The sequence below is a fragment of the Nostoc sp. UIC 10630 genome, assembly GCF_010747425.1.
Lineage (GTDB): Bacteria > Cyanobacteriota > Cyanobacteriia > Cyanobacteriales > Nostocaceae > Nostoc.
The window spans coordinates 15,809-33,102 of record NZ_JAAGOG010000078.1 but is presented as its reverse complement, the minus strand read 5'-3'; the positions used below and the strand labels follow the sequence as shown (position 1 = coordinate 33,102).

Genomic DNA, 17,294 nt, shown 5'->3' with positions numbered 1-17,294 from the left:
CGATCCCCCCTAACCCCCCTTAAAAAGGGGGGAAATTTCTTCAAGTCCCCCTTTTTAAGGGGGATTTAGGGGGATCAAGATATATGCAACTTCACATTAAATTGGTATTATCCCAATAACAATTATTTACGCCAACTTACTTAACTTAAGATGTATTACTATCAACATAGAGCAGAAATAATTGACGAGCCAACTATATACGCAATACAATTATTGTAGTAGAACCTAACGATAGAGTTAATTAAAATAATTTGCCCAGAGAATAAAGACAAGCAATATTAAAGATAATTTGGACAAAAAAATGAACGCCAAAATTATTGCTTTGTTGGGAATTACCACAGCTTTTGCAAGCTTAGGAAGCCAGGTGTACGCCCAGTCACCAGCATCAAGCTTAAATTCAGGTCAATACAGATTAACTGGTGATTCTCTAGTCGGAATTGATAATAGAACAGCCCAAGATGACTTTGGAAAGTTTTTTGAGCAAACTAATCCATCAACAATCTCTAACAATAATAGAAGAGACAAAACTCCAGTCCAAATCCAATTTAACGAGACATTATCACAGCCAGACACTTCTGTTTTCTTAACACCCGCTCAGTCTGGCAATGACAACGATGGATTGCAAGTACAGTTAGATTTAGGGAGAGAATAATCAAGTATAAAGTTGATGCTTTCATGTAAGGTGTGTTGTTGCATAGCGCAACGCACCATCAGCAATCCACGGTGCGTTAGCCTTGCCACGCCAGTAGTCTGTCTCATTAATTTTTCTGGGTTGCGAGATCCCCGACTTCTTTAAAAAGTCGGGGATCTGAACACCTTAATGACATGAACCACTAGCTTGATTTAAGGAAATAATTGAGGGTTTAAAACGCACGGAGGTGGGTTTTGCCTGTATAGTTGCGATTCCTAACTACCCTTTTAACTAAATCCCCTTTCCTGAGTCGGTAATTCTGCAATCATTTTGCAGTAAAATTAATCGTCTAGATACAGGAGGGCTTTGAGATGACTCGTGTCATCATTGTGCGCCACGGTCAAAGCGGTTATAACACCGAGCGGCGTATTCAGGGACGCACTGATGCGTCAACATTAACCGAGAAAGGTCGTAACGATGCCAGTAAAGCTGGCAAAGCCCTCAGCAATATTTCATTTAATGCTATTTACAGCAGTCCTCTGCAACGAGCGAAACACACAGCAGATATTATTCATAGTGAGTTAGCTACTCATTCCGAACAATCTGCTGTAATTCAAGTTTCTGATTTGCTACTAGAAATCGACCTTCCTTTATGGGAAGCACTGCTAACTGCTGAAGTTAAGCAAAAATTTGCCGAAGACTATCGCACTTGGCATCAACGCCCAGACGAACTGCGGATGCTGCTTAATGATGCAGAAGGAACAAGAGAACATTTTCCTGTTCTTGCTTTATACGAACAAGCGCGGCAATTTTGGCAAGAAACTTTGTCTCAGCATCAAGGCGAAACTATTCTGATAGTGGGACATAACGGCATTAATCGCGCCCTAATTAGCACAGCTTTGGGAATCCCTGCAAGTCGCTACCATTCTATACAGCAATCTAACTGTGGCATCAGTGTACTTAATTTTGCTGGGGGATTGGGCGAACCAGTCCAGCTAGAATCTCTAAATCAGACGCAACATACAGGAGAAACTTTACCCTCATTGCGACCAGATCATCAAGGAGTCAGGTTGTTGCTAGTGCGTCACGGCGAAACCGACTGGAATCGCCAAACTAGGTTTCAAGGACAAATTGATGTCCCCCTCAACGACAACGGTAGACAACAGTCGCAAAAAGCAGGCGAATTTCTCCAAGAGGTAGCAATTGATTTTGCTGTAAGTAGCACAATGCTGCGCCCGAAAGAAACAGCAGAAATTATCTTAAAACAGCATCCTAATGTAAAGTTAGACTTGCAAGATGGTTTAAGAGAAATCAGCCACGGACTCTGGGAAGGAAAATTAGAAACAGAAATAGAACAAGAGTTTCCCGGAGAGTTGCAGCGCTGGCGCTTAGTACCCGCCCAAGTGCAAATGCCTGAAGGGGAAAATTTACAAGAGGTTTGGGAACGCAGCGTTGCAGCTTGGCAATCAATTGTAGAAGCAGCATTAACCAATCAATTCAAAACTGTATTAGTAGTAGCTCATGATGCTACAAATAAAACTCTACTTTGTCACATTCTGGGTTTATCGCTAGAAAATTTCTGGAATTTCCGCCAGGGTAATGGCGCAGTCAGCGTTATCGACTACCCTTCTGGAATTGATGGTTTACCAGTATTGCAAGCGATGAACATCACCACTCACTTTGGTGGAGGCGTACTAGATAAAACAGCAGCAGGAGCATTATAAAGAAGTTAAGAGTTAGGAGCGAGGAATTAGAAATAAAGTTAGGAGTTAAAAATTATGAGTGATGAATAAAGTTAAAAATGATGAGCAAGGAACAAATAACTGATAACTCCTAACTCATAACTTATAGCTTCTAATTTCTAACTTTATTCTTAACTCCTAACTAAAAAGTTTTATGACTGAACTGCTGCAAAAAGTACGGGTAATTGACCCAGTTTCTGAAATCGACGAAATCTTTGATGTGCTGATTGCTGATGGTTATATCAAAGAAGTGGCTTCGCACATTGCTGATATTCATCCCGATACTCAAATTAGAGATTGTCAGGGATTAGTTCTCGGGCCTGGGTTAGTGGATTTGTACAGCCACTCCGGTGAACCAGGATTTGAAGAACGGGAAACCCTGTTGTCTTTTTTACAAGCTGCTACTGCTGGCGGCTTTACCAGAGTTAGCATCTTGCCCGATACATCCCCAGCTATTGATAACCCTGCACTTGTGGCCCAGTTGCAGCAGAAGAGGGCAGAGGGGCAGAGGAGCAGAGGGGTAGAGGAGAATTTGTCTCCCTTGCTCCCCTGCTCCCCTACTCCCCTGCTTCATATCTGGGGTGCTATCACCCTAGATGTTGCTGGAAACCAAATGACAGAATTAGCAGATTTAGCGTCTGCTGGAGTTGTTGGTTTTAGCGATGGTAAGCCCTTTGAAAATTTGGCGCTGGTGCGGCGAGTGTTAGAGTATCTCCAGCCTTTGGGCAAACCAGTCGCATTTTGGCCTAGCGATCGCCAGTTAACTGCAAATGGTGTAATGAGAGAAGGGGCAGATGCCCTCCGTTTCGGTTTACCCCCAATACCCGCCAGCGCAGAAACTACTGCGATCGCAGCAATGCTTGAATTGGTTGCCGCCATCGGTACACCAGTCCACATCATGCGCGTCTCCACATCTCGCAGCGTGGAATTAATCGCCTCAGCCAAGGCTGCTGGTTTACCCATCACCGCCAGCACCACCTGGATGCACCTTTTACTTGATACAAAAGCAGTTAAGAGTTATCACACTAGCTTGCATTTAGACCCGCCTTTAGGAAATCCGCGTGATGTTGCGGCGTTGCGTGCAGGGGTACGTGCAGGTGTGATCGATGCGATCGCTATCGATCACACACCCTACAGCTACGAAGAAAAAGTCCAAGCCTTTGCCGAAGCCCCTCCAGGAGCAATTGGTTTAGAGTTAGCATTACCCTTGCTGTGGCAATATCTCGTTGAAACTGAGGAATTTACAGCTTTAGAATTATGGCGGGCATTAAGTACCAGTCCAGCAAAATGTTTGGGGCAAGAAGTCAGTGCAATTTTACCTCATCAACCAGCAGAACTTACTTTATTTGACCCCCAGCAAATCTGGAAAGTTGAACGAAAAAGTCTTTATACACTTTCACAAAATACACCTTGGTTAGGACAACAGTTGAAGGGTCATGTTGTGCAAACCTGGTGTTAATACAGCAGTTTTCTTTTGCATGAGTACAAAGTCACTGGTTTTGAGGCAGGAGGCAGGAGGCAGGAGGCAGGAGGCAGGAGGCAGGAGGGAGAAGAATAATTTGATTTGTGAATCTTTGGTTTTGTACCTCATTTAGCTACAAACTACTGTAAATGCAAAACAATTTGTATTTGTAATCTATCAAAAAGTAGTTCAGCACGACCGGATTTTAGTGATTCTAAACAGAGTCAGTGAGAGTATATTTTTATCTTGTGAGTTAACCCAGAACTAACAAGCCAAATTATCATTTTTTTAAACTTAAGATAGATTGGCATTACTGCCTGAATTGCTAAATTAAGAATTGATGTAAAGTAGAAGAGGTTGATCGAAAATTGAAGTCTGTAGCTGTAAAGAAAAAAATTAGTCTAGCTGCGATCGCTATGTTAGCAGCAGGAGTGGTAATGGGATGTTCTAAAGCGGAACAACCACAAGCGGCAGAACCAAATCTAGCCCCCGCTCCAACTACACCTCTACAAACAAATCAGCAAAATTCAGAGAGTGTTCCAACCCCTCCTACCCTTGTAACTGCGACAAGCGATCTAGTTCAACAGATTTTATCCACCAGAAAATGTCAAGGCTGTAACCTCCGAGGCGCGAACCTAGATAAAGCCGACCTCAACGGAGTCGATCTAAGTAATGCCATCCTAATTGACGCTGACTTAGATGAAACTAATCTGAGTAATGCTAATCTGAGTGGCGCTGATTTAACTGATGCAGACTTAGGAAAGGCAAATTTGACGGGAGCGAACCTCAGCAAAGCTAATTTTACGAAAGCTGATCTAGAAGATGCAAATTTGAGCAATGCTAATGTTACCGATACAATTTTTACAGGAGCAGACTTAGAGCGGGTAATTGGGTTGCGTCGCTAAGATAGTGCGTTGGCGCACGCCGTAGTAGGCATCGCTACTAATTACGCACTACACCCAATTGTGACGGCTAAGACCTTTTTCTTTGATTGTTAAACTTCTCTACCGCCTGTATGTGAAGAAGTCACCGTCAATAAATAGCCATCTGGCCCAGTTAAGTTAAATGAACTGTGGATTCTGCCTGTTTCGATCTCAGAAACAGTCAGTCCCCACTTCTTAAAAGTATCTCTGGTGGCGACAACATCATCTACCATCAGATCAAAAGGTGCATTGATTCCAGGTGCGATCGCCTCTAAACTTGTTCTCAAAACTAAGTGCGTTCCTCCCCGTAATTCCAAAACAGCTAATTGTTCTGATTGGGTAATCAACCGCAGTCCTATCTTGACGAAAAAATCGCTAGCCTCCGGTACATTACTCACATATAATCTTACATGACCAATCGCCACAGGTGGGCGGGCATCCGTTTGTTTTGCAATAGTTTCTGGTAGTGACATAGCTTTTATTCAAAAATATTTACTTACGTTCAACTCTGTTGACTTCAACAGGTTTGTTATCTCCCAAATCAGCTTGCACAAATTCAGCACTCTTGGGCAAATTTATCTCAACGTTTGATAGAGGATCAATTTCTATTTTAGCATTTTGGAATTGTCCATCTAAGATATGCCCTCCAGTTGTCCGATTTGCAGCGATGAAATGAAAGTGATAGCCATTAACATTTACTCCTTGCATATATTCGGGTGTGCGAAAACCGACTAAAGTGCCATTGATATTCCTTAATTCAAAAATTAATTGTTCTTTTAATGCTTCAGCTAAAGAACGATAAGGCGGAGTTTGTTTAGGAGGAATTCTAAATTTTAGATAAGGAAAATTACCTTGGATACGAATTGCATAAGGATAATTTTTAGTTGGTAAGCGCTGATCTAAAGATTGCTGCAATTGTTTATAATTCATCCGCCCTTCTAGATTAATTAATGTTTCTGGTTGAAACAAGGTGACTGTAGCAAAAGGGCTTGTCATTGAATCAGGAATAACAGAAGCAACTCCATCAGCTTTTATCTGGTAAAATTTGCCATCTAATCCAACCATTTCTCCATCCAGAGCATTTACTGTCCCCAAACCAAAATTACCGTGTTTCCTCAACTGCTGAAAATTAGTATTGCCGTCAAAAATTCCCACTGCAAGAGCGCTAATTGTCGATGCCTGAAACAGGGTATTTGATGGTGTATGTTGCTGAGTCCTAGCGGGTAAAATAGCAACTAATAATGCAGTAATGGTTAAAATAGTTATCCAGAAATAACGCTTGAGTTTCATTAGATCAAATATATAAAAGTTTTGAATTTTGAATATACCCATATTACCTAGCAAAATCTAGAGACAGTTGGAGAGGCAGCTAGTCATACAGCCAGGTAAGAGGTGGAGGTTGACAGGGACTAGCTTACAACACAGCAATAGATGTAAGCATTGATGCAACAAATCTTTTTGCCAGGTGCTTGATTATTCTGGCTGTCTGTGATAATTTTCTTCTTACGTTCCAAAAATACTGTAAATCTATTGTGTTACCGTAGTTAATAAAATTTCGTTAATCTAGTTACAGGAATTTGGAATTAAGAAGAAATAACTAATCTATCGAGTTTATCTATTGCAGACAGTACATTGCGAACCAACAAACTAGAAATTAATCTCTAAGCCAGGGCAACCTTATGAGCAAAATACGTGCTGTGATTGTTGACCCCAATGTGCCGGGGCGTTTGGCACTGAGTGAAGTGAATGCACCAAAGCCTGCCCCAGATGAAGCTCTAGTCAGGGTAGCGGCGATTTCTCTGAATCGCGGAGAAATAAAACGTTCAACCACTGCTGAGGCTGGTTGGCAGCCTGGTTGGGACTTGGCAGGTGTAGTAGAAATCCCTGCGGCTGATGGGTCTGGGCCTCCCCAAGGAGCGCGTGTAGTTGGCTTACGCCGCGCCGGTGCTTGGGCGGAACTTGTATCTGTTCCTACTAACGCCTTAGCAGAACTGCCGCCATCGGTATCTTTTGCTCAAGCTGCCACCCTACCTGTAGCGGGTTTAACCGCGTATCATGCAGTGCTAAAAGGTGGTTCACTGTTAAGTCGTCCAGTTCTGGTTACAGGTGCATCAGGAGGCGTTGGTTACTTCGCTATCCAATTGGCGCAACTGTCAGGGGCGCAAGTAACAGCACATATTCGTCAACCTGGTTATGAAACTTTGGTTAGAGAAGCAGGGGCACAATCGGTAGTGATTGGCGAAGACCTTTCACCTGCTAGTGAGTATGGCCCCTATCATCTAATTATAGAGTCAGTGGGTGGTAAGACTTTGGGGATAGCCCTTGGCTTACTAGCGCAAGATGGAAAAACTGTGCTGTATGGAGTATCTGGGGGAGCAGAAGTGACATTCAACGCTGCCCAATTTTTCGGGACTGGTAGCGTGAGCCTGTATGGTTTACGTCTGTTCGATGAATTGAGATTTGAATCAGCCGCAGTCGGTCTAAAACGACTTTTGAGTCTAGTAGAAGCCGGTCAATTGCATCCTCACATTGATTTAGAAGCTTCTTGGACACAAATAGCTGACGTAGCCCAACAACTACTCGACAGGCGTTTTCCTGGTAAGGCTGTGTTGCACATTTCAAAATAATTCGTAATTCGTAATTCGTAATTCGTAATTCGTAATGACGCTCTCTACGAGACGCTAAAAGCGAACGCGGACTCGCCAGCGCTACGCTAACGTAATTAATTTTTTTCATGCACTGATTTATTGAGAAAGACTAATGTTTTTCCTTGTTGCAATCAAGCAGATTTATTTGTGAGGTGATAATTACGAATGATGAATTAAGAACTACGAATTATGCTGACTTCTGGCTCAAACTAGATCGGCTTGTAGCCCTTAATAATCTCAAGATAGATCGGCCAAAAGGGACATCACATCCCCGTTATCCATCCTTTGTTTATCCGTTGAACTATGGATATTTGGAAAATACTCACTCTGGAGATGGGGCCGATATTGATGTCTGGATAGGTAGTTTGTCTAGCAAAAAAGTCACTGCCGTCATCTGTAGTGTTGATTTAGAAAAACGGGATACAGAAATCAAGATACTTCTGGGTTGTACATCTGAGGAAAGGCAAACCATCTTGGATATCCACAATACAGGCTCTCAATCGGCAATATTATTGGTTCGCAAATAAATTACTTACATTTGTGAGGGTAAATTTGTATGAGTTTAGAACTAAAACTATCAGGAAAAACTGCGATTGTTACAGGAGGAAGTGCAGGAATTGGGTTAGCTACTGCCAAAGCCCTTTATAGTGAAGGTGTAAATGTTGCGATCGCAGCCCGCAATCAAGAAAGACTAGAAAATGCACTAGCTGCCATCCAGTCCCTACCCACGCCAGGGGCGAAAGTTATTGCCATTAGTGCTGATTTAACAAAAGCAGAGGATGTTGAGAAAGTTGTTTCAACCACCTTGGGCCAGTTTGGTCAGATTGATATCTTAATTAATAACGCTGGTTCAGCCCGTGCTGGATCTTTCCTTGAATCCACCGATGATTTATTCTTGGATGCTTGGAACTTAAAATTATTGGGCTACATCCGCTTAGTTAGAGCCGTCGTCCCTCATCAAAAAAGTCGCGGTGATGGACGCATTGTCAATATAGTTGGCGGTGCAGGACGTACACCTCGCCCTAACTTCCTTGCTGGTGGTACAAGCAATGCGGCTCTACTCAACTTTACAAAGGGCATTTCTAAAGAGTTAGCTGAGTACAAGATTCGCATTAATGCCATATCGCCCGGTGCTACAGCTACTGAGCGTGCCGAGACTTTAGCTCGACAAAACGCTCAAGCGCAAGGCATCACCGTCGAGCAAGTGAAGGCACAAAACATCCAAAATATTCCTTTAAAAAGAATCGCCCAACCAGAAGAAATTGCCGCGTTAGCGTTATTTTTGGTGTCGGATCTAGCTGCATCGATTACAGGAACAGAGATTATCGTTGATGGCGGCTCTACTCCTGGTGTTTAGCAGATGAAAGGAATCAGAAATCAGCAGATTTTTCCTTCAATCCAAAATTGAATGACTGCTGACGACCTAAGAGGATGTTTGAAAAGTCCTCTTGTCGGTATCAAAAATTTTAGATCCCCCTAAATCCCCTGATCAATTGGGGGAATTTGATTCCGGTTCCCCCTTTTTTAAGGGGGGTTAGGGGGGATCTAAAGTGCCTAAAGTCACAGCGAAACACTTTTCAAACAACCTCTGAGTAAAAACATTAGCCCTTTCAAGGTGACTTCTAAAATCTCTTTTTTCTCTCTGCGCCCTTTGCGTCTCTGCGGTTAAAAAATCTTTTCTTTAACTACAGAGGCACAGAGAACACAGAGTTAAGAGGTTAAAGAGGAGTTTCTTGTAGGCAAATTTTCACCCAACTTGAAAAGGCTAGTCCCAAACATAAATTTATTGGAGATAAAAATCATGGGTTCTCAATACTTTGATATCAAACCAGTTGCAGGACGTATTGGTGCTGAAATTATTGGTGTTAATCTGAGTTCTAACCTCAGCGATGACATCATCAGCGATATTCGCAAGACTCTAGTCAAATACAAAGTGATCTTTTTCCGCGATCAGCAACAACTTGATGCTGATGGACAAGTAGCCTTCGCTCGTCGTTTCGGTGAAGTTACTACAGCCCACCCCACTGTACCATCGCTGCCAGAAAACCCAGAAGTCTTAGACCTGAATTATGGCCGCACTACTTCCCGCGCCAATACCTGGCATACCGATGTGACATTTGTAGACCGTCCTCCTCTCGGCTCTATCTTACGAGCGCTTGATATTCCGCCGACTGGTGGCGATACAATCTGGGCAAACTCCGTGACTGCTTACCAAGATTTACCTATCCATCTGCGTAATCTTGCAGACCAACTTTGGGCAGTACATAGCAACGCCTACGATTATGCAACTGGATTCGACCTACCTGAAGATGTCAAAGCTCATCGGGCTGTCTTTACCTCGACTGTATACGAGACTCTGCACCCAGTTGTACGCGTCCATCCCGAATCTGGAGAGCGTGGACTATTCATCGGCGGATTTGTGCGCCAATTCCGTGGCTTATCAACAACTGAATCAGATGATATTCTGCGACTGTTGCAAGCATATATCACACGTCCTGAGAATACAGTCCGGTGGCGTTGGCAAGTTGGTGACGTAGCCTTTTGGGACAATCGGGCTACTCAACATTATGCGATCGCAGATTATGGCGATCAGCCCCGCCACGTTCAACGCGTGACAATTGCCGGCGACCTCCCAGTAGGCATTGATGGTAAGCAAAGTGAGGCTATCAAAGGAGACGCTTCTGAGTACAACCGACGTGAGGCGGTGGCTGCATAATACTTGGGCATGGGGCATGGGGCATTGGGCATTGGGCATTGGGAATAGGGGATGAGTCTTTAATACTCGTGAATGAGTCTTTAAACTCCGTTAATGAGTCTTTCAACTCCACTCTCCCTGCTGTCTGTTCCCCACTCCCCTTTGCTGGCTTAACCTTCCATTGACTTTGGATGGAGACTCAAAATAACACTTTGTCAAGCTAGTTTTGAGGGTTTGTAGTAAGGACTTTAGTCCTTATTTTCTAAGTACTAAAGTCCTTACTACGAACTTGCTTATCTATCAATTTAAACATGACAGATTAGTAGATGCCACTGAAATATCTTTCCAAGATTTCCTAATTTATTTACCAGATTTTTTCAAAGTATAAGTACGACTTTGCAAATACAAACATGAATACAAAAAAACAACTTAAACTCGGAGCATTTTTACCCGGTAGTGGTCATCACGTGGCAGCATGGCGACATCCCAACACCCCGGCTGATGGAGGTCTAAACTTCCAACATTACAAGCAGCTGGCACAAACGGCTGAACGGGGTAAATTTGATATGCTTTTCCTCGCAGATGGTTTGGCCGTCTGGGATCGAGGGCAAGGGACTGAGGCTTTTAGCCGTTCGGGACAATTCAGCGTCCACTTTGAACCTTTAACCTTATTGTCGGCTCTGTCTGCGGTGACAGAAAATATCGGATTGGTGGCGACATCATCAACGACCTATGATGAACCTTTTCATCTCGCCCGCAAGTTTGCGTCACTAGATTATCTCAGCGGTGGTCGTGCCGGATGGAATCTTGTAACCTCTGCTGCTGAAGCCGCAGCGCAGAATTTCAGCCAAGAAAACCACTTAGAACACTCACTGCGCTATGAACGGGCGAGGGAATTTGTGGATGTTGTCACCAAACTTTGGGACAGTTGGGAAGACGATGCTTTTCTCCATAATAAGGAGTCAGGTATTTACTTCGATGCAGATAAGTTGCATATTCCCCACCATAAAGGCAAATATTTCTCGGTGCGCGGACCGCTCAATGTAGCGCGTCCACCACAGGGATATCCAGTAATCGTACAAGCTGGATCTTCCGAGCCTGGACAGGATTTAGCTGCCCAAACAGCAGAGGTGATTTTCACTGCACAACAGACATTGCCAGAAGCTCAAGCCTTCTATGCTAGCGTCAAGGGGAGATTGGCTCAATACGGACGTTCCCCTGACCATCTCAAAATCATGCCAGGGGTATTCCCAGTAATTGGTAAGACTGAGCAAGAAGCTAAGGATAAATATGAGCAACTTCAGGAGTTGATCCATCCCTTGGTAGGATTGGGGCTGCTTTCTGGGCTAGTGGGTGGCCATGATTTGTCCAAATATCCCCTAGATGGGCCGCTGCCGGATTTGCCAGATACCAACGGTGGCAAAAGCCGCTTGCAACTGATTACCGATCTTGCCCGCAGAGAGAATTTAACAATCCGGCAACTGTATTTGTGGATTGCAGGAGCGCGGGGACATCGAACGATTCTCGGAACACCAGAACACATTGCCGATCAGTTAGAAGATTGGTTCGTTAATGGTGGGGCTGATGGATTTAACATTATGCCGCCCTGGCTACCTGGGGGTTTAGAGGAATTCGTAGACTTGGTAATTCCCGAACTGCAACGCCGAGGAATATTTCGTACTGAGTATGAAAGTAGTACCCTGCGCGAAAATCTCGGTTTACCCCGTCCAGTAAACCAGTTCACCGCAAATGCGCCTGCTCCTGAACCTGTGAGTGTCGGTTCCTTTGCATAGCTTTGATTGAGTGCTTTTGAAGCGACGGCTTTGATTTGCTGAAACTTCACTTTAGACAATTAGTGGGGAGTGGGTTGTTCTCCTTGTCCCCTCATCTCTTTCACTCCCCACTCCTCTTTAGCCTTGATAAACCGATTCTCCCCAAACGTGTAACCAATGATCTCAACTGAAATACAAGCGCACCTTCGGCAGTGCTAGAGAGCTTTATTGGTAAGCTGAGATTGTAGCGATCTCCGATAACAGGCATTAATTGCGATCGCTAACCTCCAAGATCAGCAGACAGAAAAGCAAATAGGGCAACAATGCAAAAACTCCTTTTTAACGAAACAGATAGATTTAGAGCGCAGGCCCTATTCCTTGGTAAGGATATTAACTTACAGACATTGGAGGATTACGTTTCCTTGGCGACTATGCCATTAATGGTTTCAGTCGGTGAAGACGGCTGTGCGGTACTGCTAGACTATGGCGCAGTTGTCCTGTTTAACCTTGAGCCTGTAGAAAAGGTAGCCTTTTTGACTAAACTATCCTCTCAAATTAGTGGCTCCTTTGCCGAACCAGAGACAGAAGAGGTGGAAATTCATCTCAACATTGCAGAAAGTGAGAGAGTTAAGGAAGGAAAAATTTCACTGCATGAATTTAGTGTAGAACGCTTGCAGATAGTGGCTGATATCCTCGCTAAAAGTGTTGTGCTATCTCATTATGAAACTAGCCTAGCGACTGTATTCGATCAAATTGAACCGTTTGCAGCTAGTCTCCAGCGTGAACACAGAGAAAGACGGCAGAGTCGGGAATTACTGCGTCAACTTGGGACTGCGCTGTTAGTTCAACATAAAATTGTAGGTCGAGTTGAGATCATCGATAAGCCAGAGTTACTCTGGGAATCCCCACAGCTAGAAAACTTATATCTGCGCTTGGAGGATGAATACGAAATTCGTGAGCGTCACACTGCTTTGGAACGCAAACTAGAGCTAATTACCCAAACTGCACAAACAGTCTTAGAGTTTATGCAGCATAGCAGTAGCCAACGAGTAGAGTGGTATGTGGTGATTTTGATTGTGGTGGAAATTCTGCTGTCGCTGTACGACATCATTTTCAAAGGCTAAGGCTAAATTAGAGTGATTTGCAAATCAAAAATGCTGACTGCAAATGGTTTTTGGGGATTCAGATTCAATAGGCGCTAAAATATCAAAAATTGGTTTTTGTGTAAGGTAAATTAACTTTTAGTGAAATTTATGTACTCGTAAACAAAAAATTTAAATTTTTCCTACTCGCAACATGACATATAGCCATTCTTTGGGTAAGCAACAAATGCCCTTAAATACTAAGTCTGTTTGAAGAGATAGGATCTATTAGAAAAGTAGATTTTAGGAGTAAACCTCTGTCTTTACAATTTATTACCGTTCCCCCCGGAACTTCTCAACCTGCCACAGGGTTAATTGTTACTTTGCATGGTTGGGGAGCTAATGCCGAGGATGTCGCATCTTTGCTACCCTTGCTCAATTTACCTGATTACCAGTTTATATTACCCAATGCACCTTATCCTTATCCCTATTCCCCTATAGGGAGGGCATGGTATGACCTGCGGGTGGAAAATATGTATGAAGGCTTGGTAGAAAGTCGGAAACTGCTAATAGATTTTTTGCAATCTTTAGAAAGTACCACTGGCATACCTTTGTCACGCACTATTTTAAGTGGATTTTCTCAAGGCGGAGCAATGACTTTAGATGTCGGCTCAAAATTGCCACTAGCAGGCTTAGTTGTGATGAGCGGGTATTTACATCCTGATGCACTAACGGCAGATCAAAGAGATATTCCACCAACTTTAATCAGCCACGGGAAATATGATGAAGTTGTTCCACTGCAAGCTGCTTTAAAGGCACGAGACACTTTAAAATCTCTAGGAATGGCGGCAGAATACCATGAATTTGACATGGGGCATGAAATAAATCCACAAACGTTAAATGTGCTGCGGAATTTCGTTGTAAATACAATAAGCTAGTCAGAATTACGAATTTTTTATAAATTCTGGTATAAATGCTGAAAATATTCACGAAATTCATGCCTTCTAATGAGTAATATATATAGGGTGGCTGCGTTCAGCGCAACTTAACCCATGCTGAAGGCGAGTGCTGCATAAGGGAGGGGCGAGCATTATGACAACTCTAAGCATTTCCAGGAAAGAAATTGCTGCCATAACTGCGGCAGAAGTAGAAGAACTGGCTACACGTCTGGATCTGGATAATTACAGTAATGCTTTTGATGGTTTAAATGATTGGCATCTATTACGAGCGATCGCATTTCAGCGTCCAGAGTTAGTTGAACCCTATATCTACCTCTTAGACTTGGAACCTTACGATGAAGCGTAGTTGAGAGTTAGGAGAGATGCGATTAATCGCGTCTGTACAGGAGTTAGGAGTTGGCAATTAATATTCGTAACTACTTGCTCCTAAATTACTATTTACTCCTAACTTTTTACCATGACTAATCCAAAATTGAACAGGGTTCTAATAAGTGTAGGTGGCGGTATCGCCGCCTACAAAATTTGTGAATTGGTTTCAACGCTGTTTAAAACTGGGGTGGAAGTCCGAGTTATCCTCACCCGTTCAGCGCAAGAATTTATCACGCCTCTGACAATGGCCACCCTATCTCGTCATCCCGCCTACACAGATGATGATTTCTGGAAACCAACTCACTCTCGTCCCTTGCATATTGAGTTGGGTGAATGGGCAGATGTCATGGTAATTGCTCCCTTGACAGCTAATACATTAGCAAAGCTAGCCTACGGGATGGCTGATAATTTACTCACAAATACCGTGCTGGCTTCTACCTGTCCCGTGCTGTTAGCACCCGCAATGAATACGGATATGTGGGAACAGCTATCGGTGCAACGGAATTGGCAACAGCTATTGATCGATAGCCGATATCATGGGATGAATACAGCATCGGGTTTATTAGCGTGCGATCGCGTCGGTGCTGGTAGATTAGCAGAACCTCCAGAAATTTTGGCTCACATCCAATCGTTGTTACACACTCAAGGTAAACGAGATTTATTAGGTAAACGAGTGTTAATTAGTGCTGGGGGAACGCGAGAGTTTCTTGACCCAGTAAGGTTTATTGGTAATCCTTCCACAGGTAAAATGGGATTAGCTTTAGCCCTAGCCGCACTTCACCGAGGGGCAAACGTCACCCTAGTACATAGCCCAGCCAATTGGGATGTACCATTAGGAGTGCAAGCAATTCCCGTCATTAGTGCCGAGCAAATGCAGCAGGCAATGCTGGAATATTTGCCCAACGCTGATGTAATTGTGATGTCAGCAGCCGTGGCAGATGTGAAGCCAAAGAATTATAGTACAGAGAAATTGCCCAAGCGATCGCTCCCCCAAGCCTTACCCCTGGAACCAGTACCGGATATAGTCGCCCAATTAGCACAACATAAACAGCCGCATCAGATATTAATTGGTTTTGCTGCACAAACTGGGGATATTATCAAGCCCGCATTAGAAAAATTACAGAGTAAAAAACTTGATGCTATTGTTGCCAATCCCATCGATCAACCTGATAGTGGTTTTGGTAGCGATAATAATCAAGCGATATTTTTAGATAGCCAAGGAAATCAGCTAGTGATCGCACCTTGTTCTAAATTGGAAATGGCCCATCATTTATTTAATTTTGTCATCACTTGATATAGCGATTCTCATTTGAATGGGTACTGGGTAGGGACATGACATTGCCGTAACCATACAAGGAAACTACTACTTTGAATTGGGTATAACCCGTATGGTCTATGGCTTCAAGTCACTTTTTTGGATTTTACAATATAAGTAAGACATAAAAATAACGCTTCAATTATATGAAAATACTCTCATCAGAGCTAGTCCATTTGGGATTTGGCAAATATGTGCGTTCTGACCAAGTGACAGCAGTTATACCAATAGAAGAGGAGCGAGGCCCAGGGCGACGAACCTTTGTTCACGTTCAAGGGCAAAACGATCCAATTATCGCCTCTCGGGCTGAAGATACCATCGTGCGTGATTTAGTACAGGAACCAGGCGAAGTTACCCAAGCACGTCAGCAGCAAGAAATTCTTCAAGATTTATTGGTTAATTTGGCTAATGTTAATTCGACTGTGCGACGAATTAATCGTGATGAAGGCAGTTTGGATCTTGATTTGTTAGAACGACGAATTAAGCAAGTCCTGGAAAATTAATTGCAGAAATCAGCAAACTAAATAACGGAGAACGATATTGCTGAATACAATTACAGACCAAGTTTCGGTATCAGAGACACAAACAAAATCGCCAAGGTTGTGGATGCCTGAACGGGTACTGTTTACACCTGCTGCCCTAGATGAAAATTGGGGGCAGCAGATTCTTAAACGTGTGCAGTCACTCAACTTACCAATAGAAGAGTTATCACAGAACCGCTTGAAGGGTCTGCGCGGTGAATCTGAGCGGGATACTTACAACATCGCCAAGCGTACCTTAGCGGTGGTTACTGCACCACCCAGTTCTTTTAAGCTGAGTCCCATCCCACCTTCTGCGGATTGGCAGTTTCACCTTGCCGAAGGTTGCCCTGCTCACTGTCAATACTGCTACTTAGCTGGTAGCTTGTCGGGGCCACCTGTCATTCGAGCTTTTGCCAACTTACCGCAGATATTAGAGAATTTAGCTAACTACGAGCAACAGGGTAAAAACACAAGTTTTGAAGTTAGCTGTTACACAGACCCCTTGGGTATTGAGCATTTAACTGGAAGTCTTGCTGAATGTATCCGTTACTTTGGCACTCGTCCCAATGCACATCTACGTTGGGTATCGAAGTTTGATGCTGTGGATGGATTACTCGATTTGCCACACAATGGGAATACTCGCTGTCGAATGAGTGTTAATGCAGCACCAATTTCTGGCAAATTTGAAGGTGGTACAGCATCAGTAGCATCTAGGCTTAATGCATTGCGACGGTTGGCGCTACCACAAGAACGTGGCGGTGGCGGTTATCCAATTGGCTTGGTTATCGCGCCAATTATGCCGATAGATGATTGGCAGATGCACTATAGTCGTTTGTTTGACCAGATAAACGAGGCACTGGATTTTGACTGTAATCTTACCTTTGAGTTAATCTCGCATCGGTTCACACCAGGGTCAAAAGAAGTGTTACAAACTTGGTATCCGCAATCCAAATTAGAGATGGATGAGGCAAAACGCAGTGTCAAGCGTAATAAGTTTGGTGGGACGAAGTACGTTTACGAGAAGGATACAATGAAAGCGTTGCGTAGCTTTTTTGAGAGTGAGATTAGTAGGCGCTTTCCAAATGCTGAAATTCTTTATTGGACTTAGTACCGCATTTCATTAATTCGTAGCGAATTAATGGCAATATTCTGCAATGCCAATGGGTCGGCTTTAA

Annotated in this window: 17 protein-coding genes; 15 read left to right on the top strand and 2 right to left on the bottom strand. The window is 43.5% G+C overall.

Features of this window, described 5'->3' with window-relative positions; all coding sequences use genetic code 11:
* Positions 1-301: 301 nt before the first annotated feature.
* The 4 genes from G1O98_RS18885 to G1O98_RS40760 all read left to right on the top strand — a co-directional run bounded on the left by G1O98_RS18885 (position 302) and on the right by G1O98_RS40760 (position 4,740).
* Positions 302-652: a hypothetical protein gene (locus G1O98_RS18885; RefSeq protein WP_163930510.1), complete on the top strand. Its 351-nt coding sequence runs from the start codon at positions 302-304 to the stop codon at positions 650-652.
* A gap of 350 nt (positions 653-1,002) precedes the next feature.
* Positions 1,003-2,355 carry a histidine phosphatase family protein gene (locus G1O98_RS18880; protein ID WP_163930507.1) on the top strand — a complete coding sequence of 451 codons (1,353 nt, stop codon included), beginning with the start codon at positions 1,003-1,005 and terminating at the stop codon, positions 2,353-2,355.
* A 172-nt stretch (positions 2,356-2,527) separates the two neighbouring features.
* Positions 2,528-3,832 (top strand): dihydroorotase, encoded by a 1,305-nt coding sequence (locus G1O98_RS18875; protein WP_163930505.1) that lies wholly within the window; start codon positions 2,528-2,530, stop codon positions 3,830-3,832.
* Between the two features lie 371 nt (positions 3,833-4,203).
* Positions 4,204-4,740 (top strand): pentapeptide repeat-containing protein, encoded by a 537-nt coding sequence (locus tag G1O98_RS40760; protein WP_275941786.1) that lies wholly within the window; start codon positions 4,204-4,206, stop codon positions 4,738-4,740.
* 89 nt (positions 4,741-4,829) lie between these two features.
* On the opposite strand, the gene G1O98_RS18865 is transcribed toward G1O98_RS40760, so the two are convergent.
* Positions 4,830-5,231, bottom strand: coding sequence for a VOC family protein (locus G1O98_RS18865; RefSeq protein WP_163930503.1), 402 nt, complete (start codon positions 5,229-5,231; stop codon positions 4,830-4,832).
* Positions 5,232-5,250: 19 nt separating this feature from the next.
* Positions 5,251-6,048 carry an acetolactate decarboxylase gene (budA, locus tag G1O98_RS18860; protein WP_163930501.1) on the bottom strand — a complete coding sequence of 266 codons (798 nt, stop codon included), beginning with the start codon at positions 6,046-6,048 and terminating at the stop codon, positions 5,251-5,253.
* Between the two features lie 389 nt (positions 6,049-6,437).
* Here budA and G1O98_RS18855 point away from each other — a divergent pair, with 389 nt between their 5' ends.
* From G1O98_RS18855 to G1O98_RS18805, 11 genes are all read left to right on the top strand, one after another.
* A complete protein-coding gene (locus G1O98_RS18855) occupies positions 6,438-7,385 on the top strand; it encodes a zinc-binding dehydrogenase (protein ID WP_163930499.1) in 948 nt (315 codons plus the stop codon).
* A gap of 173 nt (positions 7,386-7,558) precedes the next feature.
* A complete protein-coding gene (locus tag G1O98_RS18850) occupies positions 7,559-7,933 on the top strand; it encodes an inorganic diphosphatase (RefSeq protein WP_175586755.1) in 375 nt (124 codons plus the stop codon).
* A 29-nt stretch (positions 7,934-7,962) separates the two neighbouring features.
* On the top strand, positions 7,963-8,763 hold the full coding sequence (locus G1O98_RS18845; RefSeq protein ID WP_163930497.1) for an SDR family oxidoreductase: 801 nt from the start codon (positions 7,963-7,965) through the stop codon (positions 8,761-8,763).
* Positions 8,764-9,207: 444 nt separating this feature from the next.
* Positions 9,208-10,122 carry a TauD/TfdA family dioxygenase gene (locus G1O98_RS18840; protein WP_163930495.1) on the top strand — a complete coding sequence of 305 codons (915 nt, stop codon included), beginning with the start codon at positions 9,208-9,210 and terminating at the stop codon, positions 10,120-10,122.
* 389 nt (positions 10,123-10,511) lie between these two features.
* Complete coding sequence (locus G1O98_RS18835) at positions 10,512-11,894, top strand: LLM class flavin-dependent oxidoreductase (RefSeq protein WP_163930493.1); 1,383 nt, start codon at positions 10,512-10,514, stop codon at positions 11,892-11,894.
* A gap of 302 nt (positions 11,895-12,196) precedes the next feature.
* Complete coding sequence (locus tag G1O98_RS18830; protein WP_163930491.1) at positions 12,197-12,997, top strand: RMD1 family protein; 801 nt, start codon at positions 12,197-12,199, stop codon at positions 12,995-12,997.
* 290 nt (positions 12,998-13,287) lie between these two features.
* Complete coding sequence (locus G1O98_RS18825) at positions 13,288-13,893, top strand: alpha/beta hydrolase (protein ID WP_163930514.1); 606 nt, start codon at positions 13,288-13,290, stop codon at positions 13,891-13,893.
* 154 nt (positions 13,894-14,047) lie between these two features.
* Positions 14,048-14,260, top strand: coding sequence for a DUF2555 domain-containing protein (locus tag G1O98_RS18820; protein ID WP_012412287.1), 213 nt, complete (start codon positions 14,048-14,050; stop codon positions 14,258-14,260).
* A 111-nt stretch (positions 14,261-14,371) separates the two neighbouring features.
* Complete coding sequence (gene coaBC / locus G1O98_RS18815) at positions 14,372-15,577, top strand: bifunctional phosphopantothenoylcysteine decarboxylase/phosphopantothenate--cysteine ligase CoaBC (RefSeq protein WP_163930489.1); 1,206 nt, start codon at positions 14,372-14,374, stop codon at positions 15,575-15,577.
* 167 nt (positions 15,578-15,744) lie between these two features.
* Positions 15,745-16,101, top strand: coding sequence for a hypothetical protein (locus G1O98_RS18810; protein ID WP_163930487.1), 357 nt, complete (start codon positions 15,745-15,747; stop codon positions 16,099-16,101).
* A 103-nt stretch (positions 16,102-16,204) separates the two neighbouring features.
* Positions 16,205-17,227, top strand: coding sequence for a spore photoproduct lyase family protein (locus G1O98_RS18805; protein ID WP_163930512.1), 1,023 nt, complete (start codon positions 16,205-16,207; stop codon positions 17,225-17,227).
* The last annotated feature ends 67 nt before the right edge of the window (positions 17,228-17,294 follow it).